A 22965-nucleotide genomic window follows, 5' to 3' on the forward strand; every position below is an offset into this window, starting at 1 on the left:
GGTACGGGAGGAGAGACTTGAACTCTCACACCTTGCGGCACCAGAACCTAAATCTGGCGTGTCTACCAATTCCACCACTCCCGCACGGAGTTATCTATTTTACATCAAGATAAGGATGCTTCCACTAAGTAATTTACTTATATAGAAGATGGTAGCAATGGCGGGACTTGAACCTGCGACCCCAGCATTATGAGTGCTGTGCTCTAACCAGCTGAGCTACATTGCCATCTTTTATTACATGCCCCTCTTGCTGAGGAACGGGGCGTATTATGCTTATTCAGCGTATGCAGGTCAACAGCTTTTTTTCGCTATTTTAAACTATCTCGCTTGTTCGGCTATAACTTCACCAAACTGAGCAGCAGATGGACAAATATCGCTGTAATTCGCTGCTCTACTCGCTATCACTGCCGCTATTACACGCCAATTAAAAACAAAAACGGCCCAATCAAATGATTGAACCGTTATTATTATTGACGAAAAAACGCCAATTTGGCACTTTTATTTAGACATTAAATAAGAAATGCATCACATCGCCATCTTTAACGATGTAAGTTTTACCTTCTACACGAAGTTTACCCGCTTCTTTAGCGCCAGCTTCGCCTTTATATTCGATGAAATCATCGTAGGCCATCACTTGTGCACGAATAAATCCACGCTCAAAATCGGTGTGAATCACACCTGCTGCCTGCGGCGCAGTAGCACCGACGCGCACGGTCCATGCACGGACTTCTTTAACACCCGCGGTGAAATAAGTGTGCAAATCAAGTAGCTGATAGCCGGCACGAATAACACGGTCCAAACCTGGCTCTTCTAAGCCAAGGTCAGCCATAAACTCATCGCGGTCTTCAGCGTCCATTTCAGCCAGTTCTGATTCAATGGCTGCACACACCGCAACGACCACAGCGTTCTCTTCAGCGGCAATCGCTTTAACGGCATCTAAGTGTGGGTTATTGTCAAAACCATCTTCCGATACGTTAGCAATGTACATGGTTGGTTTTAACGTCAAGAAATTCAAGTAGCGTACTGCTTCAAGCTCTTCTTTAGTCAATTCCATTGAACGTAGCATTTTGCCTTCATCCAAGATAGGACGCATTTTTTCAAGGATTGTCACTTCAAACTTAGCATCGGCATCACCGCCTTTTGCTTTTTTAGCTTGACGAGTAATAGCACGCTCACAAGAATCTAAATCGGCTAATGCTAGCTCTGTATTGATCACTTCAATATCGGCTGCTGGCGATACTTTGTTAGCAACGTGGACAATGTTGTCATCTTCAAAACAACGTACCACGTGACCAATTGCATCGGTTTCACGGATATTGGCTAGGAACTTGTTACCTAAGCCTTCACCTTTAGAGGCACCGGCAACCAAGCCCGCAATATCAACAAACTCCATGGTGGTTGGCATTACGCGCTCAGGATTAACGATAGCGGCTAACGCTTCTAGGCGTGTATCCGGTACCGGTACCACACCAGTATTTGGTTCAATTGTACAAAACGGGAAGTTAGAAGCTTCGATACCCGCCTTTGTCAATGCATTGAACAGAGTCGATTTACCTACGTTTGGCAGGCCAACGATGCCACATTTAAAACCCATACTTTTACCTTTAATCAATTAATAACGGCATAGCGCCGAAAACATCGCAATGCTATCGCCTTGCTTAATTTAACCCGCTTTGAAGGAATGCAATCTATGCATTGCCTTACTCATATCTTCTTTAAACAATATCTCTGTTGCTCGCACGGCTTCGTCAATCACCTCATCAATCAGGTTTTGTTCAGACGCCGGAGCTTTACCTAACACAAACCCGCTAACCAAGTTTTTATCTCCCGGATGGCCAATGCCAATCCGTAATCGATAAAAACCCTTGTCATTAGCAAGCTTGGCAATTATATCCTTCAGGCCATTATGTCCACCATGCCCTCCACCGAGCTTAAACTTTGCTACACCTGGGGGCATGTCTAGCTCATCGTGAGCGACCAAAATCTCTTCAGGTTTTATACGAAAAAAGTTCGCGAGTGCCCCGACTGACTTACCACTCAAATTCATGAAGGTGGTTGGGATCAGCAACCTGACATCTTTACCCTGCAACGTAACGCGTGCGCTGAGGCCATAATATTTGCTGTCAGGTACTAAGCTAACACCACAGGTTCTGGCAAGCTCGTTGACATACCATGCCCCCGCATTATGACGAGTGCGGTCATACTTCTCACCGGGGTTAGCAAGTCCAACGATTAACTTAATATTACTCATAACAGCGCTAATTCTCTTAGTAGCAGTCGCAATAAAACGCGGCATTTTAGCACTCAATCTACTTGGCAACAAATCTGTTATCGCGGTCGCTATCCCAAGCCGACAATCAGGTCAATAAAAGCCAAGCTACAAAGGGCAATTAGCCCTTTGTATTGAGAGTATAAATCAACACTAAAGCGAATGTTTGCCAGAACAACAGCAAGGAAAAGCTAGCTGGCCTAAAATGTTGGAACAAATTAGTCGTTTGTGAGGCATGAACTAGCACTTAGGTTTTGAAGCTAAGGTTATAGCGCTAAGGTTATGCCGCCAAGCTTATATGACTGAGTGCCAATGTTGAGCGCCGCTATCAATACTGCCTATTGTAAACCCATTGCGTACTTAAGCACTTGGCGCTTAACGGGGCCGTCAATATTGGCCAGTTTTAATGCGCCATTGCGTAATAGCTTTAGTGGCGTAAAGTCATTGCTAAAACTGGCGTAGAAAAGGTCCATAGTCGACATCATTAGCTGATTGTCGTAATAGCGACCTCGCTGATACTGTTGTAATGTCGCAGTTTGCCACCAAGGCTCACCACTGTCTTGTGCCTGCTCTATCACATTGATTAATGCAGCGACATCTTTAAAGCCAAGGTTAACCCCCTGCCCTGCTAGCGGATTGATAGTATGAGCCGCATCGCCAATAAGCACTAAATTATCGGCATAGTATCGCTGGGCATGGCGCCGAGTCAGCTTAAAGCTGGCTTTATTAGAAACCGTAAACTGTCTATCTAAGCGGGCAGGAAAGTGCTGCTTAATTTGCTCTGCAAGTTGGAGATTGCTCATACTGGCCAGCTGTGAGATCCGCGCGGCATCATCGTACCAGACTAAAGATGCGTGTTTACCAGGTAAAGGCAGCAGTGAACGAGGGCCTGAGGGGGTAAACTGTTGCCACGTGACATCTTGCTGGTCAATCTCAGTATCGATGTTTATCAGCATCGCACTTTGCCCATAATCCCAGCCGGTGAGTCCGATATTGGCCCATTGGCGAACTTGAGAGTTAGCACCATCTGCGCCCACCAGCAACTTAGCCGCTATTTGACGATTATCATCTAAGGTTAATTCAACGCCATCTTGACTATATTCTATCTGACTGACTTTGGCAGGACAGCAAAGGGTAATGTCCAAGTCATGCTCAAAGCAGCGCCACAACGCTAACTGAATCAAGCGGTTTTCGACAATGTGTCCTAGGTGAGTAGAGCTGACTTGATCGGCATGAAACTGGGTTATACAATCATCGAGTTCCCAGGTTTCGAGTCCACGATAAGGCGCTTTACGCATTTGAGATAAATAAGGCATCGCCCCTAGCTGCTCAAGTAGACTCTCAGAGGCGACACTAATAGCCGATACTCGAATATCTATTGCCTGAGCCGGATCATATTGTTGCGGTTTAAACGCATCGACCACTGCCACCGATAAACCTAGCTTAGCTAAACCTATAGCAGCTGCTGCTCCCACCATGCCGCCACCAACGACAACTACATCTTTTTGCAATGCTTGCGTCACCTTAACTTCTCTCCAAAGAGACAAAATATGTCAAATTTATTCAATCGGTCAGAAGATGTTGCTATACCGTCATCTCTCACACTTACTTACAATGGCGACATAAAACACATCAATTGCTGCTTTACACTTGGATTTCATTCAAAGTTCGACCCGTTAAGGAGAGACAGATGAAACCACTTGCAAAGACATTATCCATGGCAATGATACTCTTAACCGCCACACTATCAACTGGTGTTCAGGCTGAGATTAAAACCAATACCATGGAAACCATGACTGTCACTTACCGTGATCCAGTTAATTATGCCCTATATCTGTATACCCAAGAAACCTTGGCACTGCAGCGATGGGAAGTGGAGCAAGGAATTTTGGACGATGCGCGTGAAATTTCTACACAACTTGCCGCCAACTACCTGAATCAAGATGATAAACAAGTAAGTGTTGCCACAAGCAGGCACCTAACTACGCAACGCAAGAGTGAGTAATTTACCGCTTACTTAGTGTAAAAGCTGGTCAGCTAACCAACGACAGGGTAGAATGTCGCGCTATTTTTCCCATGGTTGCAACTAGTGGCGCAAGAGTAATGAGTAAAAAACTCCATATTAAGACATGGGGCTGTCAGATGAACGAATATGATTCATCAAAAATGGCAGACCTACTAGATGATTATCAAGGTTATACCTTGACTGAAGAAGCTGAAGAAGCAGACGTACTGCTGCTTAACACTTGCTCTATTCGCGAAAAAGCGCAAGAGAAAGTGTTCCATCAGCTTGGTCGCTGGAAAACACTAAAAGATAAGAATCCCAATCTTATTATTGGTGTGGGTGGCTGTGTTGCGTCGCAAGAAGGTAAAGCGATTAAAGACCGGGCGCAATGTGTCGACCTCATCTTTGGCCCACAAACCTTGCACCGCTTGCCGGAAATGATTGACCAAATCCAGCAAGGTGGCAAAGCCGTGATTGATGTCAGCTTCCCTGAAATTGAGAAGTTTGACCGTTTGCCTGAGCCACGTGCTGAAGGTCCGAGTGCTTTTGTGTCCATTATGGAAGGTTGCAGCAAATACTGCTCGTTTTGTGTTGTGCCTTATACCCGTGGTGAAGAAGTCAGCCGACCGCTCGATGATGTCATTTTGGAAATTGCGCAACTTGCTGAGCAAGGTGTACGTGAGGTCAACCTTTTAGGCCAAAACGTTAACGCCTATCGTGGCGCAACGCATGACGATGATATCTGTACCTTTGCTGAGCTATTACGCTATGTCGCGGCTATCGATGGTATCGACCGATTACGTTTTACCACCAGCCACCCAATTGAATTTACTCAAGACATCATTGACGTCTATGAAGACACCCCTGAGTTGGTGAGCTTCCTGCATCTACCGGTTCAATCAGGTTCAGATCTAATTTTAACCCAGATGAAACGTGGCCACATGGCCATTGAATATAAGTCGATTATTCGTCGTCTACGTAAAGCGCGACCTGATATCCAGATCAGCTCTGACTTTATTATTGGTTTCCCGGGTGAATCAAAACAAGATTTTGCCGACACCATGAAACTCATTGAAGATGTGCAATTTGACCACAGCTTTAGCTTTATCTATAGCGCGCGCCCTGGTACACCGGCAGCAGACTTGCCTGATGATGTGTCAATGGCCGAGAAAAAAGAGCGTTTAGCGATACTACAAGACCGTATAACCCAGCAAGCACTGCGTTATAGCCGTCATATGCTAGGTTCAGTACAGCGCATCTTGGTAGAAGGCCCATCAATTAAAAACCCAATGGAATTACGCGGCCGCACAGAAAACAACCGCGTGGTTAACTTTGAAGCTTCTCATAAGCACATTGGTAGCTTTGTTGATGTTGAAATTGTCGATGTATATACCAACTCACTGCGCGGCGAATTTATCCGTGGCGAAGATGAAATGGATTTACGTCGTGACCTACGCCCATCAGATATTTTAGCTAAGCATAAAAAAGATGATGATCTTGGCGTCACTCAGTTTAAACCTTAAGGGTTGAGTCACGGTGAAAAAAGGCGGCATTGAGCTGCCTTTTTTTCGCTCAGTACGTTTGCGAGACACAAATTAGCGTTAGCATTTGCACCGCTTGGCTCGTAAACTGTAATCATTAAGACATTGATGAGTCATTCGGAGCCATATTTTTGTCAAATAAGTTAACCACACTGAACCTATATTTAGAGCCATCAGACAACCGGCGCCTCGCTTCTTTGTGCGGCCCTTTTGATGACAACATAAAGCAACTGGAACGTCGTATCGGGGTTGAAATCAACTACCGCAATAATCATTTCCAGATTGTGGGTCAAGCAAGGAACTGCCTAACCGTCAATAACTTGCTAAAGCAACTTTATATAGAAACTCAGCCTGTTCAAGGTTCAACACCTGATTTAGAGCCTGATACCGTTCATGTCGCAATACAAGAAGCGGTTGCATTAGAAGCAGAAACGCCTCGTGATGACAAAGAGCTGTATATCAAGACTAAACGCGGTGTGATTAAACCTCGCAACCCCAATCAAAGTGATTATGTCGCCAATATCGTTCGTCATGACATCACCTTTGGTATTGGTCCTGCTGGTACCGGTAAAACTTATCTTGCGGTTGCAGCGGCTGTCGATGCGCTTGAGCGCCAAGAAGTGCGCCGTATTTTGCTGACCCGCCCCGCCGTTGAAGCTGGCGAAAAGCTCGGGTTTCTACCTGGTGATTTAAGCCAAAAGGTCGACCCTTATCTACGTCCCTTATATGACGCACTATTTGAGATGCTTGGCTTTGAAAAGGTTGAGCGCCTAATTGAGCGCAATGTCATTGAAGTTGCCCCGCTAGCCTATATGCGCGGCCGTACCTTAAATGACGCATTTATCATTTTGGATGAAAGCCAAAACACCACGGTAGAACAGATGAAAATGTTCCTAACCCGGATTGGCTTTAATTCTCGGGCGGTGATCACCGGCGATATCACCCAAATCGATTTACCTAAACACCAAAAATCAGGGCTACGCCACTCGATAGAAGTGCTTAATAAAGTCGAGGAAGTCAGCTTTAACTTCTTCCAAGCTAAAGATGTTGTTCGTCACCCAGTTGTGGCGCGTATTGTCGAAGCTTACGAAGAGCATGAGCATCAACTCGCCAGCGAAAAAGCCAAACGCGAGAGCCAGTATAAACAAGCAGAGTCGAGCTCCCATGACGCATAATCTCGAGCTTGATTTAGATCTGCAATACGCTATTGACGATCCACAGCTTCCTGAGCGTGAAAATTTTGAACTTTGGGTCAAAACCGCGCTCAGAGACACTATGGCACAGGCTGAATTGACCATCAGAATTGTTGATGAGCAAGAGAGCCAAAGCCTAAACCACAGCTACCGTGGCAAAGACAAGCCTACTAACGTGTTGTCTTTCCCATTTGAAGCACCGCCAGAAATTGAGATTCCCTTGCTTGGAGATCTTGTAATCTGTGCTCCAGTGGTTAAAAATGAAGCAATTGAACAAAAGAAAACCTTGCAAGCGCATTGGGCGCACATGGTTGTACATGGCTGTCTCCATCTGCTAGGGTATGACCATATTGAAGACGATGAAGCTGAAGAAATGGAATCATTAGAAACCCTTTTAATTCAGCAGTTAGGCTTTGAAAATCCATATAAGGAACAATAGTAGGTCAGCTGACCACGAGAATATTATGAGTGACGATATCCCACCGAGTACCAACGCCCAAAAGAAGGGCTGGTTAGAAAAAGTAAGTCAGTTATTCCAGGGCGAACCTCAAAGTCGCGACGAATTAGTGGAAGTGATACACGATGCTGAGCAGCGTGAAGTCATAACCGAAGATACTCGCGAAATGATAAAAGGTGTTTTAGAGGTATCAGATTTGCGCGTGCGAGACATCATGATCCCGCGGGCACAAATTGTGGCACTAAAAATCGATAACTCAGTTGAAGAACTACTTTCAACTGTGATCAGTTCAGCGCATTCGCGTTTTCCAGTGGTCAATGAAGACAAAGACCATATTGAAGGCATATTACTCGCCAAAGATTTAATTCAATACGGTTTCAAAAACAGTGATGAGCCATTTGAGCTTACGCAAGTTATTCGCCCCGCTGTCGTCGTTCCAGAAAGCAAGCGAGTTGATGTATTGCTTAAAGAGTTTCGCTCACAACGCTACCATATGGCCATCGTAGTTGATGAATATGGCGGCGTGTCAGGTCTAGTGACCATTGAAGATATTCTCGAAGAGATCGTCGGGGATATTGAAGATGAGTTCGACCATGACTCGGCTGAAGAAACTGAAATCAGAAAAATCAGCAAACAAGTGTATATGCTCAAAGCGTTGACACCTATCGAAGACTTCAATCAGACATTCAATACAGAATTCAGCGATGAAGAGTTTGATACGGTAGGCGGTCTGGTTTCTCATGCGTTTGGTCATTTACCGGCCCGCAATGAAAAAATCACTATCGAAAATATCGAGTTCAAGGTGATTAACGCTGATACACGTCGCTTAATTCAACTTCGAGTAAAGCTTCCAGAAGTACAACCTCAAGAATCAGAGGCTCAATAGAGCCTCTACCTCCACCGTTTTACAAGAGAGCTCCATGGGACTATTTAGCCGCCTAACAGGCCTGCATCCGATAATAAAATATCTTATCGCCTACTTAGTCGGTGCCAGTACGGCGCTCTCTTTTGCTCCCTATGGCTACTGGCCGATTTATGTCATTGCACTTGCAGTTGGCCTATGGCAAAGCCAAACATTAACGCCTAAGCAAGCATTTAAGTATTGGCTCAGCTTTGGCTTTGGCTGCTTCAGTGTTGGCATAAGCTGGGTGCATGTCAGTATGGCCGACTACGGCGGTATGCCACTTATCGCCTCCATTGCCCTCATGGCATTGCTGGCTTTATATCTCGCTTTGTACCCTGCAATTGCCGGCTATTTGAGTCAGAAGTACGCACTCAATGTTGTTTGGCGTAATTTATTGCTGTTCCCTGCATGGTGGGTTGTACTTGAGTGGGCTAGAGGCTGGGTGTTAACTGGCTTTCCTTGGCTTTGGGCCGGCTACAGCCAAACCCATGGACCATTGGCGCCGTTAGCCAGTGTTATAGGTGCACTTGGCTTAACTTATCTCATTGCACTGCTTGCCGGCACACTAGCATTAACGCTGCATAAGCAGTTTAAACCTCTAATAGCAATAACTGCGATGTTAGCGTTAAGTACTTACGCCGTGGTACAAACCGATCCCATTAGCCGCAACGGCGACAGTGTTAATGTGGCATTGGTGCAAGGCAATATTGCCCAAAGTATGAAGTGGGAGCCCGATGCCTTATGGCCAACTATGGTCAAATACATGGATTTATCGCGCCAGTCTTTGGCTGAAACCGATATTTTCATTTGGCCTGAAGCCGCGATTCCGGCGCCTGAATACTTAGTGAAAGACTTTTTAGATAACGCTAACAAAGTGGCGAACCTCAATGACAGCGCGATCATCACCGGCATTATTGGCTACCGTAACGAAGATTTTTATAACTCACTCATCGTGCTCGGTAACTACGATGAAAAACAGCAAGTAGATGCCAGCTACGTGGGTGACGGTAGCAACGAGTTCCGTAAACATCATTTATTGCCCATTGGGGAATTTGTACCACTTGAAGACTTACTACGACCACTCGCGCCGTTTTTCAACTTGCCCATGTCATCGTTTGCACGGGGCGACTACCTGCAACCCAACCTCAGTGCTTTAGGTTACCAATTGACCCCCGCTATCTGCTTTGAGATCGCATTTTCAGAGCAAGTTAGAGCCAATATTACCGAGCAAACCGACCTGTTGCTGACAGTGTCAAATGATGCCTGGTTTGGTAGTTCAAACGGCCCGCTGCAGCATATGGAAATGGCCCAAATGCGCGCCATAGAATTTGGCAGGCCACTACTGCGAGGCACTAACAATGGTGTAACGGCTGTAGCTAATGAATATGGTGAAATTACCCACCAGCTGCCACAGTTTGAAACTGGAGTATTGACCGCTAACGTGCCCCTTGTCAGTGGCACCACTTGGTATACCCGGCTAGGTGAATGGCCAGTATTGCTATTTTGTACACTGGCATTAATGTTTGCCACCATAAAAGCTTATCGCCGCAAATTAACTAGTTAAGAGAAATCGCTGTCCCATGAAGTTAAATGGATTTACGCTCGTTGAGCTTGTCGTTGTCATTGTTGTTTTGGCGATTTTAGCGGTTGTTGCTACGCCCAAGTTTATCGGATTAAGCAGTGAGACCAAAATTGAAGCCATAAACCAAATCCAAACAAGCACTAAAACCGCGAATAGCTTGGTATACGCCAAATCACAAATGCCTAGCTTGAGCAGCCAAGCCGTTTCTGGCCGTAGTGACCTGTTAGACATAGATGTAGACGGTGACGGTACAATCGATACTCGCCTGCTACGTGGTTACTTGGACAATACCGATATAGAAAAATGGTTGGAGTTAGACGATATTTTCGTCATCGAGTATCAAGGGATACATTTCACCTACATTGGCTATGATGATAACGGCGACGGCAAGGTCACTGACGACCAATGCTATTTCCGCTATCAACAAGCCAATGAAACCAGTGGTCCGCAATACACCACTAATGAAACCGGTTGTTAATCGATAAAATTAAGGCGTTAGCGCTTCACGGATAAACTCCTCGCTGTCGCATTGCGGACAATCAGGGATCACACCGGGAAACTCAATTTTCATTTCGTGGTTACAGCCGGTGCATATCAACACACCTTGCCCGACAATTTCGCCGCTTTGGTAAACCCCTTGATGTTTAAAATCTTGGGCAACTTCGTGCCATTCGACCTGACTGCGGTCTGTGATTTCACTTAGCCAATGCCATAATGTATTTTCAACAGCGATTAACGTGGGGCTATGACCTAAATCGTGGGCATTTTTCTCTTGTAAGTAGTTGGCGATGTCACGTTTTAAAAATTGTTCGACTAATGCAAGCTCGTCGGATTTAGTTTGCTCCTTCAATGCCAAGAATTGTTTACTAGTAGTAACAGTCTTATATAACTCCTTTACAGTCATAGAGTTATCAGACAAATATTCTGATTTAACTTGCGCAATCAGAGCCTCATAAAGCGACAGTAGTTCCGAACTTCGTTCACTCATGTTAAATACTCCTTAATGCGAACCTTTTTAATGACTCACTTCTAGTTTATTCTATGCAGATCTAACTCGCGCGGAAAGTGCGCAAGATCAAATAATAGGCGGCCTGGCCGGGAAACATCAATGCAAGAGCAATATTTACCTTCTGAGATTGAAGCTAAGGTGCAACAGCACTGGCAAGACAAAAAAACATTTGAAGTCACCGAAGACGAGAGCAAAGAAAAATATTACTGCCTTTCTATGTTCCCTTACCCATCGGGTCGACTGCATATGGGACACGTACGTAACTACACCATAGGTGATGTCGTTGCTCGTTACCAGCGCCTGCAAGGTAAAAATGTATTACAACCGATTGGTTGGGATTCATTCGGTCTGCCTGCTGAGAATGCGGCGATTAAAAATAAGGCTGCGCCAGCGCCTTGGACCTATGAAAACATCGATTACATGAAAAACCAGCTAAAAATGCTGGGCTTTGGCTATGGCTGGTCACGTGAAATTGCCACCTGTACACCAGAATACTACCGTTGGGAACAATGGTTCTTCACTAAGCTGTATGAAAAAGGCCTAGTGTATAAAAAGACCTCGTCGGTTAACTGGTGTCCAAACGATGAAACCGTATTGGCTAACGAACAAGTTATCGACGGTGCTTGCTGGCGCTGTGATACCAGCGTTGAGCAAAAAGAGATCCCGCAGTGGTTTATTAAGATCACCGACTATGCTGACGAGCTGCTAAGCGATATCGACAAGCTAGACGAGTGGCCAGAGCAAGTTAAAACCATGCAACGCAACTGGATTGGTCGCAGTGAAGGCATCGAGATGACCTTCCAAGTCGCAGACAGTGATGAGTCGTTTGATATCTACACTACCCGTCCTGACACTGTGATGGGCGTGACCTACGTTGCTATTGCTGGCACCCATCCATTGGCAGAGAAAGCGGCAGCAAACAACCCTGCACTTGCAGCATTTATTGAAGAATGTAAAAACGCTGATACCACCGAGGCCGCAATGGCTGCGATGGAGAAGAAAGGCGTTGATACAGGCCTTAAAGCCATTCACCCACTAACAGGTAAATTGGTTCCTGTTTGGGCTGCGAACTTTGTGTTGATGAACTACGGTACCGGTGCGGTAATGTCGGTACCTGGCCATGATCAGCGTGATTATGAATTTGCTAATAAGTATGGCCTTGAAATTGAAGGCGTAATTAAACCAGTCGATGGTGAACTCGACATCAGTGAAGAAGCCTACACCGAAAAAGGTGTGCTATTTAACTCTGGTGAGTTTGATGGCTTAGACTTCCAAGCGGCATTTGATGCAATTGATGCCAAACTATCTAGCGAAGGTAAAGGCAAGCGCCAAGTTAACTTCCGTCTACGCGACTGGGGCGTTTCTCGCCAGCGTTACTGGGGTGCCCCCATTCCAATGGTGACCTTGGCTGACGGCAGTGTTATACCAACGCCAGAAGATCAGCTTCCTGTTGTATTGCCAGAAGATGTGGTCATGGACGGCATCCAAAGCCCAATCAAAGCAGACAAAGAGTGGGCTAAGACCACCGTTAATGGTCAAGAAGCGTTTAAAGAAACGGATACCTTCGATACCTTTATGGAATCATCTTGGTACTATGCGCGCTACTGTAGCCCTGATGCCGACCAGATGCTTGATCCTGCTAAAGCTAACTACTGGCTGCCTGTCGACCAGTACATTGGCGGCATTGAACATGCTTGCATGCACCTATTGTATTTCCGTTTCTTCCACAAGCTGCTGCGTGATATTGGCCTAGTCGACTCAGACGAGCCAGCTAAGCGCCTGCTGACTCAAGGGATGGTATTGGCAGACGCTTATTACTACACCAATGAAAAAGGCGCCCGTGTATGGGTTGCACCTTCTGAGGTTAAAGTATTAGAAACTGACGATAAAGGCCGTACAACCAAGGCTGTTGATAGCGATGGTAACGAGTTGGTTTATACCGGCATGAGCAAGATGTCTAAGTCGAAGAATAACGGTATTGATCCACAAGAGATGGTGGATAAATACGGTGCTGATACTGTGCGTCTATTTATGATGTTCGCTGCGCCGCCAGAGCTTACTTTGGAATGGCAAGAATCGAGCGTTGAAGGTGCTCATCGTTTCATCAAACGTTTGTGGAAACTAGCACACGATCACGTCGCAATCGGCGCAACGGTAGCACTTGATGTTAAATCATTAGATAACAATCAAAAGGCGCTACGTCGCGAACTACACAAAACCATCGCTAAAGTCGGTGATGATGTAGAACGTCGTCAGATGTTTAACACTGCCATTGCGTCGATTATGGAGCTGATGAACAAGCTGCAAAAGGCGCCTACCGCGACAGAGCAGGACCGTGCATTGTTAAACGAAGCGCTGTCAGCTGTAGTACGCTTACTCTACCCTATTATTCCACACACAAGCTTTAGCTTATGGAATGAGTTAGGGCATGAGGGTGCTATTGAAGACTCACTTTGGCCAGAAGTTGATGAAGCGGCTTTGGTAGAAGACAGTAAGCTGATTATCGTACAAGTTAACGGTAAACTTCGTGCTAAAATCACCGTGCCAGCTGATGCCACTAAAGAGCAAGTTGAGCAAACAGGGCTTGCTGAAGAAGGCGTGCAAAAGCACACCGATGGCAAAACCGTACGTAAAGTGATTTATGTCCCAGGTAAGCTGCTTAATATTGTAGCTAACTAATAACCAAAGGAACGAATGCGTAGCTTATGCTAATTAAACGCTTATGTTTCGCCCTGTTAGCACTGAGCATTTTGCTCAGTGCTGGCTGTGGCTTTAAACTTCAACGTAGTTACTCGATTCCAGAAGAGCTTAAAACACTCCATTTAAGCAGCCCTGATGAGTACAGCGAGCTAAGTCGTCTAGTCCGTGAACGCCTAAGGCTTAGTAGTATCGCCTTAGTTGAGCAAGGTGATGACGTAGCTCAGTTACGCATCATTAAAGACTCACTTGATCGCTCAACGTTATCGCTCTATCCAACCGGTAACGTGGCAGAATATGAGTTAACTTACCACGTCACATTTGCGGTAAAGTTACCTCAGCAGGAAATCCAGCCTTTTACGGTTGATATCCATCGCGATTATCTTGACGATCCGCGTACCGCATTGGCAAAAAGCCGCGAGATGGAATTGTTACTTAAAGAGATGCGCATTCAAGCCGCAGATCAGATGATCCAAACGCTTGCCTCACTTGAGACTGAGTAATGCGGGTTTACCCAGATCAGCTTGCTAAACAGCTCAATCCGCTTAAGGCGGTATATTTAATCTTTGGCGATGACCCTTGGTTGACAGACCAAGCGCGTCGCCAAATCATCAGTAGCGCACGCAGTCAAGGGTTTGATGAAAACGTGCAGCTGTATCAAGAGTCCGGTTTTGATTGGTCAAGCTTAGTTGACGAATGGCAATCAATGAGTTTGTTTGCCAGCCGCCGTATTATTGAACTGACACTCCCACAAGGTAAGCCTGGTGCCGATGGCAGCAAGACCTTTAAACAGTTACTTGACGTACCGAACCCTGATACGATTTTACTGATTAAAGGCCCGAAGCTTGCGGCGGAACAAACTAAAAGCAAGTGGTTTAAACTGCTCGATAGTGATGGCCTATATGTGCCATGTACCACGCCTGAAGGACCTCAATTTCAGCGTTGGTTAGACACACGCATCAATCATTTCAAACTGAACCTGAGTCCAGACGCTCGGAGTATGTTAGCCGCACTTTATGAGGGCAACTTACTTGCTGCCGATCAAGCCTTGCAACTACTCAGTCTATTAAGCCCAAATGAGATAATAAACACCGAGCAACTATCGGCTTATTTTGAGGACCAATCGCGCTTTTCAGTATTCCAACTCGCCGATGCGTTACTCGCCAACCAGCAAGAAAAAGCTCAGCATATCCTCAGCCAATTGCAATCTGAAGGGGTCGCTCTACCGATTTTACTTTGGAGTCTGTTTAAAGAGCTAAGCAGTTTGCTCACCCTAAAATCGGCACAAGATCGCGGCGAACAACTGCAAAGCCTATGGCAGAAAATGCGCATATGGGATAAACGTAAGAGCCTTTATCAAGGCGCATTGCAGCGCTTAGAGCGCACGCAAATAGAACATATGCTCGCCGTCACCTCAAGCATTGAGCGTAAACTGAAACAACATGGCGCAGAAGACTGGGTTGCCATCAGCCATCTATGTTTGCTATTTGACCCACGCGCCCACCAGTCGCTTGCGCATATCGAGTTCGATTAATATGCACATCGGCATACTAGGTGGCACATTTGACCCAATCCACTATGGACATATTCGCCCTGCGATTGAAGTACAAGCGCAGTTAGGGTTAGACCAAGTGTGGCTGATGCCCAATCATATTCCGCCGCACAAAGCCGGCACCCACACGAGCACTGAAGACAGGTTGGCCATGGTCGGTTTAGTCACCGAAGACTATCCGCAGCTGGCGTTATGCGCTATTGAGGCCCAGCGAAACAGTCCTTCATACAGTGCTGAAACGTTGGCACAACTGGTCGATGAATATCCACAGCACACCTTTGTTTTTATCATGGGAACGGACTCATTCGTTAACCTCGACAAATGGCATTGTTGGCAGTCGCTGTTCGATTATTGCCATATCGCCGTATGTGAGCGCCAAGGCTGGCAGCTCGCACCAAACAGCCTGATGGCGCAGCAGCTTAAACAACGTCAAATAACGACTGCGGCCCTCAAGCACCAACGCTGTGGTGGCATTGTATTGGCTAGCATTACCCAGCAACCATACTCCTCAACCAGCATTAGAGCCCATTTGGCTGAAAATCAAACTATTGATGACGCCCTCCCCACCTCAGTTAGCCAGTACATCAAACAGCATAATTTGTATTGCTAATTTATGTAGTGTGATGATAAAACATCACTTTCATATCTGCTGCAATTGAGTGGCAAGCTCAGTATTGATGACACAGCAATCATTCATGGTAAAAATCAATCCAAAAGATCTACAGACCCTATAGAACCTGTTATACTGCTTCGCTGTTTGAAATGAATGAGGAAATACGCGTGCAAAGCGCCGAGCTAAAGCAGTTTGTCATAGACAAAATCGAAGATTTAAAAGCCAAAGACATCGTTACTCTTGAAGTGAGCGATCAGTCTAATGTTACTGATTTTATGGTAGTTTGTTCAGGTACATCTAAAACTCACGTTAGAGCAATTGCTGAAAATGTGGTAGTTGAATCTAAGCGAGCCAATATCCATATCAATGGTGTAGAAGGCCGCGATAGTAGCGAGTGGGTATTAGTTGACCTAGGTGATGTGATTTTACACGTCATGCAAGATCAAACCCGCGACTTTTATCAGCTTGAAAAGCTGTGGTCTGCCAAGCCAGAATAATGAAGTTACAGTTAGTCGCTGTCGGGACCCGCATGCCCAAATGGGTCACCCAAGGATTTGAAGAATATCAACGCCGCTTCCCTCGAGATATGGCTTTTGAATTGATTGAGATCCCCGCAGGAAAAAGAGGCAAAAATGCAGATATCGCCCGTATTCTGCATAAAGAGGGAGAGCAGATGTTAGCTGCGATTCCGAAAGGCAATCATATTGTAAGTCTTGATTTGCCAGGGAAAAATTGGACGACACCTGAACTAGCGACTCAACTTAACCGCTGGCAACTCGATGGCCGAGACGTGTCTCTGCTCATCGGTGGCCCAGAAGGTCTAGCCCCTGCATGTAAACAAGCCGCCAGTCAAAGTTGGTGTTTATCGGCTTTAACTATGCCTCACCCACTTGTGCGGGTGCTGGTAGCAGAAAGCCTATATCGTGCTTGGAGCATAAATAACAACCACCCGTATCATAGAGAGTAGCCCTGTTGCTATCAGTACTCATGGGCGGGTATGCTGTATAAGCCCTGTTTTAGAACACAATTGGAGACGGTATAATTGGCGCCAAGAAAACGCATGGCAATGCACAACCATGCAGCCGAAGCCTCGCTATTTAAACGTAGAGCCATCTTCACATTTGTCTGTGTTGTCCTGTTACTGTCGGTGCTGTTGGTCAATTTATATCACCTGCAAATTCTTTCATTTAAAGACTACGATACCCGCTCTAACGATAACCGAATTCGTGTCGTGCCAGTCGCGCCAAGCCGTGGACTGATCTACGACAGACACGGGCAGTTATTAGCTGAAAACCAGCCCTTCTTCTCATTAGAGATGGTGCCAGAGAAAGTCAAAGATATTCCAGCCACACTGGACGCATTAAGTGAAGTTATTGAACTGGATGAAGAAGCACAGCAAGACATTATTGACTCACTTAAATATCATCGCCGCTTCAAGCCTTTAACGATTAAAAATCGCCTCAGCGAATCTGATGTTGCCGAGTTCAGCGTCAATCAACATGATTTCCCAGGAATTTCGGTCGAGGCAGGCCTCAAACGCCATTATCCCCATGATGGACTAATGACCCATGTGCTTGGGTATGTAGGGCGCATTAATGACCGCGATCAAAACACCTTACAACTGTCAGGCGAATGGAAAAACTATGCCGCCACTAATGATATTGGTAAACAAGGCATTGAAAAGTTCTATGAAAGCTTACTCCATGGCAAGCCTGGACACCTAGAGGAAGAGGTCAATAACCGCGGGCGTACCATTAGAACCTTAAAGTCGGTTGAGCCAGAACCTGGGCAAGATATCTATTTAACACTCGATTTAAAGCTACAGCAAAAAGCAATGGAGATCCTCAATGGTCGCCGCGGCTCTATTGTGGCGATTGACCCGCAAGATGGTGGCATTCTAGCGATGGTCTCAAGTCCAAGCTATGATCCTAACCAATTTGTACACGGCATTAGCTCTAAAGCGTACAGCGCGCTGCTCAATGATAAATCACGCCCATTAATTAACCGCGCCACACAAGGTCAATATGCGCCAGCCTCTACCGTCAAACCCCATATCGCTTTACTGGGCCTAGAAGAGCAAACCATAACCGAGAAAACCCGTGTGTGGGATCCCGGTTTCTGGCAGATCCCCGGTGTAGAACGAAAGTACCGAGACTGGAAACGTTGGGGCCATGGTTGGGTTGATGTTAACACGGCAATTGTTGATTCATGTGATACCTATTTTTATGATTTAGCATACAAAACAGGTGTCGATAAGATTTCAAACTTCATGCAACACTTTGGCTTTGGCGAGCGCACCGGGGTCGATATATTTGAAGAGTCTGCCGGCATTATGCCATCGCGAGATTGGAAGCGAATGCGCTACAACCAACCTTGGTATATTGGTGACACCATATCCGTTGGCATTGGCCAAGGATACTGGACGACCACACCACTGCAATTGGCTAATGCGGCGGCCATTATGGCAAATAAAGGTAAGCGCTATGTACCGCACCTGCTTAAATCGATAAAAGACAGTACGGCTAAAATCGATACCCCTATTGATGAGATGGCACCTGTTGAGTTAAACAACCCAATGAACTGGGACATCATTAATGAATCGATGAAAAATACCGCCCATAAATCGCGCTTTGTTGACGCCGGTTACACCGCAGCGATGAAAACCGGTACCGCCCAAGTATTTAGTGTCGCAGAAGATGAAAAATACGATGCCGACACGGTTGCAGAGCATCTCCGCGACAACGCGCTCATTATTGCTTATGCCCCTTATGAAAATCCCACGATAGTCCTAGCTGTGGTGTTAGAAAATGCGGGTTGGGGTGGCGCGAATGCCGGCCCAGTAGCCCGCGCTTTATTGGACGAATATATCCTTCGTGACTCTTGGAGAACGCAATAATGGGCAGCCATAATCAAAGACCGAATATTTGGCAACGCCTGCATATTGATCTGCCACTGTTAATCGGTCTGCTCGCGCTGATGGCTTATGGCTTAGTGGTTATCTACTCCGCAGGTGGAGAAGACCCAGCCCTACTTGAGCGACAGTTAGTGCGCATAGGCCTATCGCTAGGCATCATGTTTGTGGTTGCGCAAATCAATCCAGAGGTATTGAAACGTTGGGCCTTTCCCATATATATCATGGGTATTATCTTGCTACTTGGCGTGCACTTCTTCGGTGAGATCAATAAAGGGGCACAGCGGTGGCTCAACCTGGGTTTTATGGAGTTCCAGCCCTCAGAACTCATCAAGCTGGCATTCCCTATCACCATGGCCTGGTATATCAGTAAATTTCCACTTCCGCCGAAAAAGCGCCACTTGCTAGGTGCAGGGGTGATTTTGTTAATCCCAACGTTGTTAATTGCTAAACAACCAGATTTAGGCACCTCTATTTTGGTTGCCGCTTCGGGCATTTTCGTGCTGTTTTTATCCGGTATGAGCTGGCGAATTGTCGGCACCTTTGTCGGCGGTGTATTAGCGATGCTGCCAGTGCTGTGGTTCTTCTTAATGCACGACTATCAACGAACCCGAGTACTAACTTTACTTGATCCAGAAAAAGATCCACTCGGCGCTGGTTACCATATCATCCAGTCTAAAATTGCGATTGGCTCCGGCGGCCTATCTGGCAAAGGTTGGTTACAGGGCTCACAATCACAACTGGAATTTCTGCCAGAGCGTCATACTGACTTTATTTTTGCGGTGATTGGTGAAGAGTTCGGCTTAATAGGCAGTCTTATTTTACTGGCCCTATATCTATACGTGATAGGTCGTGGATTGGTTATTGCTTCGCGGGCACAAACCAGTTTCGCCCGTCTGCTTGCTGGCAGTATTATATTAACTTTCTTTGTCTACATTTTCGTTAACATCGGCATGGTCTCCGGCTTATTGCCAGTAGTAGGTGTTCCCTTACCATTAATCAGTTATGGTGGTACGTCGATGCTGACATTAATGACAGGTTTTGGCATTCTGATGAGTATTCATACCCATCGTCGTTTTATAGATAGATAATAAAGGATTGAACGTTGAAATTAGCCACCCAACTGTTTGCGCCACTGTCTTTTGCGCTATTGAGTTTTTCAGCCTTATCAACCGCTAATGTGATCCCCGCTGATGGTGATATTAGTGAAATTAAACAAGCATTTTTTACCGCTCAGCAACAGCAAGGCTTTAGTGAGCAAGCGATTGAAGACTACTTCAACAATGCCCAATATGAGCAGAAAGTCATTGATGCGATTACCACCCCATGGGAAGCCAAGCCCTGGCACCAATATTACCCTATCTTTCTGACGGAAAAACGCCTAGAAAAAGGCTTGGCGTTTTGGCAGCAACATGAAGCAACCATCACCAGAGCCGCTGACCAATTTAATGTGGATCCACAAATCATTGTCGCCATTATTGGTATTGAAACCTTCTATGGCGGCTATATGGGTAACTACCCAGTAAAAGATGCACTATTTACCTTAGGCTTTTACTACACGCCACGCGCCGATTTCTTTAGACGCGAATTTGGTCATTTGCAAAAGTTGGTTGAAGAGGAACAACTCGATATTAATCAACTCAAAGGGTCCTACGCCGGCGCGATGGGTTTTGGTCAGTTCATTCCTTCTAGCTATCGTGCTTATGCCGTGGATTTTGATAATGACGGCAGACGCGATCTGCTCAATAGCACAGAAGATGCTATTGGTAGTGTGGCTAACTACTTCCACCAACATGGCTGGCAGCGCGGAGCGCCAGTGACCTTAGCGTTAACAGACGACCCGCGCTCTGACAACATTAAGCTGTGGGACAACAAGAAGCCTCACTACCAAGTGAAGGACATTCTTTCTCCAACCGCGTCGTTGCAACAATCAACCGATATTGATGTGACTCAAAAAGCCATCGTGATTGAATTGGAGCAGGCTGATAACAATGAGTACTGGTTAGGGCTCAACAACTTTTATGTGATCACCCGATACAACCGTAGCCCATTGTATGCCATGGCGGTCTATCAATTTAGTCAGCAGCTACAAGCCGCTTTTGAGGCAAAGTAACATGAAACAACTCGTCGTAATAATGACGCTCATCTTACTGGTAAGCGCTTGCTCCAGCAGCTCGAGTAGCCGCTATAGCATGTCCAATGATAAAGCCCCAACTCATGCACCGGATGTCTCTAAAGTTGAAGATGCCCATCCTAAATATGAGCCCTATAGTCGAGGAGGCAACAAAAGTCAGTACACAGTGCTTGGCAAAACTTATCGCGTCCTCGAAACCGGTAAAGGGTATGAGGCAAAAGGGGTTGCTTCTTGGTATGGCGCTAAGTTTCATGGTCATTTAACTTCCAACGGCGAAACTTATGATATGTACTCCATGTCTGCCGCACATAAATCATTGCCCTTACCTAGCTATGTTAAAGTGACCAATGTTGCCAATAACAAGAGCGTGATTGTGCGAGTTAATGATCGCGGGCCTTTCCATGACAACCGTATTATCGACCTATCCTATGCCGCAGCGCATCGTTTAGATATGTTAAAAACCGGCACTGCTAACGTCGAGCTTGCAGTTATCTATATAGAGAGTCCAGAATCGATGGCACTGGCACAACTCAAAGATCCGCAGCAGCAACACTTTATTCAAATCGTTGCGTCGTCTGATAAACAACGAATCGACAATTTGGCGCAAAAACTTAAAAGCCAATACTCGGTCGATGCGCGCACTATCACCCAAGGTAATTTGTACAAATTACAGCTTGGTCCCATCGGCCAACAACAGTTGGCGACTAAGCTCAACCAAGAGCTTAAGCAAAACGGTTACCCACAAAGCTATATTGTTACCGAGTAGTCCGAGTAAATTATCATTCAGTTAGCCAAAGATTAATGAACCTTCACTGATTTCACTGGTCGACTAATGGTATACTCGCGCTAATCTCAGCTTATTTTTCGCATTCAACCCAATAAGACGCACTCAGTAATATGAAATTTATTAACCAAAGTTTGAAATCACTTTTGCTCGCCGCCTCCGTTTCCGTGGTTACCGTACAAGCAGCGCCTGTTGTCACCCCCGATGCCCCTAAAGTTGCCGCGAAAGCCTTTGTACTAATGGACTACCATACTGGGCAAATTATTGCTGAAGAGAATGCATACGAAAGCCTTAACCCAGCCAGTTTAACTAAAATGATGACCAGTTATGTTATTGGTCACGAAATCAAGGTTGGCAACATTTCACCGGAAGATCAGGTCACCATCAGCAAGAAAGCTTGGTCTAAAAATTTCCCAGACTCTTCAAAGATGTTTATCGAAGTCGGCAAGCAGGTATCTGTTGATGACTTAAACCGTGGCATCATTATTCAATCAGGTAACGATGCGTGTGTGGCAATGGCAGAGCATATTGCTGGCACCGAGGATGGCTTTGTCGATTTGATGAACTCTTGGGCTAAGCAACTAGGCATGCCTGATAGTTACTTTGAAAACTCACACGGCTTAGACTCAGATAATCACAAGACGACCGCCTACGATATGGCTATTTTAGGTGCAGCGCTTATCCGCGATGTACCAGAAGAGTACCGCGTCTATTCAGAAAAATCTTTCACCTATAACGGCATCAAGCAGTACAATCGCAACGGCCTATTATGGGATAAAAGCATGAACGTTGATGGGATTAAAACCGGCCACACATCTGGCGCTGGTTATAACCTTGTCACTTCAGCAACCAAAGATGGCATGCGTTTGATTACCGTAGTAATGGGCACAGCCAGTGAATCAGCACGTAAAGCTGAAAGTAAAAAGCTACTTAACTATGGATTCCGTTTCTTTGAAACTATCACCCCATATCAAGCTGGCGATAGTTTTGTCAGTCAGAAGATCTGGTATGGCGATAAAGAAGCGGTTGAGCTAGGTGTCACTACCGATACCCCTATTACCATTAATCGTGGTCAAGCTAAGAACTTACAAGCAAATTTCGAACTCAACAAAGAGCTAACGGCACCACTTGCCAAAGGCGAAACTGTCGGGCGAATCTACTTCCAACTTAACGGCAAAGATATTGCCCAATTCCCACTTGTGACACTTGAAGCCGTTGAAGAAGGTAGCTGGTTCAGCAAACTAATGGATTACTTCAAACAACTATTTGCAGGTTGGTTTGGTTAATTCCAACATCTTAAATAAAGCCACCTGC

22 protein-coding genes and 2 tRNA genes are annotated in these 22965 nt (G+C 45.8%); 18 read left to right on the forward strand and 6 right to left on the reverse strand.

The window, feature by feature from the left end:
• Window positions 1–2 precede the first annotated feature (2 nt).
• From L865_RS0122275 to L865_RS0122295, 5 genes are all read right to left on the reverse strand, one after another.
• Window positions 3–84: transfer RNA gene (locus L865_RS0122275), tRNA-Leu, on the reverse strand.
• Window positions 85–149: 65 nt separating this feature from the next.
• Window positions 150–226 (reverse strand) — tRNA-Met (locus L865_RS0122280).
• A 276-nt stretch (window positions 227–502) separates the two neighbouring features.
• A complete protein-coding gene (ychF, locus tag L865_RS0122285) occupies window positions 503–1594 on the reverse strand; it encodes a redox-regulated ATPase YchF (RefSeq protein ID WP_028775242.1) in 1092 nt (363 codons plus the stop codon).
• 69 nt (window positions 1595–1663) lie between these two features.
• Window positions 1664–2251 (reverse strand): aminoacyl-tRNA hydrolase, encoded by a 588-nt coding sequence (gene pth, locus L865_RS0122290; RefSeq protein ID WP_028775243.1) that lies wholly within the window; start codon window positions 2249–2251, stop codon window positions 1664–1666.
• Between the two features lie 356 nt (window positions 2252–2607).
• Window positions 2608–3747, reverse strand: coding sequence for an FAD-dependent monooxygenase (locus L865_RS0122295; RefSeq protein ID WP_051484772.1), 1140 nt, complete (start codon window positions 3745–3747; stop codon window positions 2608–2610).
• Between the two features lie 212 nt (window positions 3748–3959).
• Here L865_RS0122295 and L865_RS24395 point away from each other — a divergent pair, with 212 nt between their 5' ends.
• From L865_RS24395 to L865_RS0122330, 7 genes are all read left to right on the forward strand, one after another.
• Window positions 3960–4274 carry a hypothetical protein gene (locus tag L865_RS24395; protein WP_051484764.1) on the forward strand — a complete coding sequence of 105 codons (315 nt, stop codon included), beginning with the start codon at window positions 3960–3962 and terminating at the stop codon, window positions 4272–4274.
• Between the two features lie 98 nt (window positions 4275–4372).
• Window positions 4373–5797: a tRNA (N6-isopentenyl adenosine(37)-C2)-methylthiotransferase MiaB gene (gene miaB / locus L865_RS0122305; protein WP_028775245.1), complete on the forward strand. Its 1425-nt coding sequence runs from the start codon at window positions 4373–4375 to the stop codon at window positions 5795–5797.
• A gap of 149 nt (window positions 5798–5946) precedes the next feature.
• On the forward strand, window positions 5947–6990 hold the full coding sequence (locus tag L865_RS0122310; RefSeq protein ID WP_028775246.1) for a PhoH family protein: 1044 nt from the start codon (window positions 5947–5949) through the stop codon (window positions 6988–6990).
• Window positions 6980–7447 carry an rRNA maturation RNase YbeY gene (gene ybeY / locus L865_RS0122315; RefSeq protein WP_028775247.1) on the forward strand — a complete coding sequence of 156 codons (468 nt, stop codon included), beginning with the start codon at window positions 6980–6982 and terminating at the stop codon, window positions 7445–7447. The genes L865_RS0122310 and ybeY overlap by 11 nt, the downstream gene beginning before the upstream one ends.
• Before the next feature lie 25 nt (window positions 7448–7472).
• The gene (gene corC / locus L865_RS0122320; RefSeq protein WP_028775248.1) at window positions 7473–8351 is read left to right on the forward strand and encodes a CNNM family magnesium/cobalt transport protein CorC; all 879 of its coding nucleotides are present in this window, start codon (window positions 7473–7475) and stop codon (window positions 8349–8351) included.
• 34 nt (window positions 8352–8385) lie between these two features.
• Window positions 8386–9933: an apolipoprotein N-acyltransferase gene (gene lnt / locus L865_RS0122325; RefSeq protein WP_028775249.1), complete on the forward strand. Its 1548-nt coding sequence runs from the start codon at window positions 8386–8388 to the stop codon at window positions 9931–9933.
• A 16-nt stretch (window positions 9934–9949) separates the two neighbouring features.
• Window positions 9950–10429 (forward strand): prepilin-type N-terminal cleavage/methylation domain-containing protein, encoded by a 480-nt coding sequence (locus tag L865_RS0122330; RefSeq protein ID WP_028775250.1) that lies wholly within the window; start codon window positions 9950–9952, stop codon window positions 10427–10429.
• Between the two features lie 9 nt (window positions 10430–10438).
• Here the strand turns inward: L865_RS0122330 and L865_RS0122335 are convergent, their stop codons facing one another.
• Window positions 10439–10939: a zinc ribbon-containing protein gene (locus L865_RS0122335; RefSeq protein ID WP_028775251.1), complete on the reverse strand. Its 501-nt coding sequence runs from the start codon at window positions 10937–10939 to the stop codon at window positions 10439–10441.
• A 120-nt stretch (window positions 10940–11059) separates the two neighbouring features.
• Here L865_RS0122335 and leuS point away from each other — a divergent pair, with 120 nt between their 5' ends.
• The 11 genes from leuS (at window position 11060) to L865_RS0122390 (ending at window position 22937) form a co-directional block, all read left to right on the forward strand.
• Window positions 11060–13639 (forward strand): leucine--tRNA ligase, encoded by a 2580-nt coding sequence (gene leuS, locus L865_RS0122340; RefSeq protein ID WP_028775252.1) that lies wholly within the window; start codon window positions 11060–11062, stop codon window positions 13637–13639.
• Between the two features lie 26 nt (window positions 13640–13665).
• The gene (locus tag L865_RS0122345; RefSeq protein ID WP_028775253.1) at window positions 13666–14160 is read left to right on the forward strand and encodes an LPS-assembly lipoprotein LptE; all 495 of its coding nucleotides are present in this window, start codon (window positions 13666–13668) and stop codon (window positions 14158–14160) included.
• The gene (holA, locus tag L865_RS0122350) at window positions 14160–15191 is read left to right on the forward strand and encodes a DNA polymerase III subunit delta (protein WP_028775254.1); all 1032 of its coding nucleotides are present in this window, start codon (window positions 14160–14162) and stop codon (window positions 15189–15191) included. Before L865_RS0122345 ends, holA begins: the two co-directional genes overlap by 1 nt.
• Window position 15192: 1 nt before the next feature.
• Window positions 15193–15819: a nicotinate-nucleotide adenylyltransferase gene (gene nadD, locus L865_RS0122355; protein WP_028775255.1), complete on the forward strand. Its 627-nt coding sequence runs from the start codon at window positions 15193–15195 to the stop codon at window positions 15817–15819.
• A gap of 170 nt (window positions 15820–15989) precedes the next feature.
• Entirely contained in the window at window positions 15990–16319 is a 330-nt protein-coding gene (rsfS, locus tag L865_RS0122360; RefSeq protein ID WP_028775256.1) for a ribosome silencing factor, read from the forward strand.
• Window positions 16319–16789 (forward strand): 23S rRNA (pseudouridine(1915)-N(3))-methyltransferase RlmH, encoded by a 471-nt coding sequence (gene rlmH, locus L865_RS0122365; RefSeq protein ID WP_028775257.1) that lies wholly within the window; start codon window positions 16319–16321, stop codon window positions 16787–16789. The genes rsfS and rlmH overlap by 1 nt, the downstream gene beginning before the upstream one ends.
• Before the next feature lie 75 nt (window positions 16790–16864).
• Window positions 16865–18718 (forward strand): penicillin-binding protein 2, encoded by a 1854-nt coding sequence (mrdA, locus tag L865_RS0122370; protein WP_028775258.1) that lies wholly within the window; start codon window positions 16865–16867, stop codon window positions 18716–18718.
• Entirely contained in the window at window positions 18718–19824 is a 1107-nt protein-coding gene (rodA, locus tag L865_RS0122375; RefSeq protein WP_028775259.1) for a rod shape-determining protein RodA, read from the forward strand. Before mrdA ends, rodA begins: the two co-directional genes overlap by 1 nt.
• Before the next feature lie 14 nt (window positions 19825–19838).
• Window positions 19839–20846, forward strand: coding sequence for a lytic murein transglycosylase B (gene mltB / locus L865_RS0122380; protein WP_028775260.1), 1008 nt, complete (start codon window positions 19839–19841; stop codon window positions 20844–20846).
• A gap of 1 nt (window position 20847) precedes the next feature.
• Entirely contained in the window at window positions 20848–21633 is a 786-nt protein-coding gene (locus L865_RS0122385) for a septal ring lytic transglycosylase RlpA family protein (protein WP_028775261.1), read from the forward strand.
• 131 nt (window positions 21634–21764) lie between these two features.
• A complete protein-coding gene (locus L865_RS0122390) occupies window positions 21765–22937 on the forward strand; it encodes a serine hydrolase (RefSeq protein WP_028775262.1) in 1173 nt (390 codons plus the stop codon).
• The last annotated feature ends 28 nt before the right edge of the window (window positions 22938–22965 follow it).

Source organism: Shewanella waksmanii ATCC BAA-643 (assembly GCF_000518805.1).
Taxonomy (GTDB): Bacteria; Pseudomonadota; Gammaproteobacteria; order Enterobacterales; family Shewanellaceae; genus Shewanella; species Shewanella waksmanii.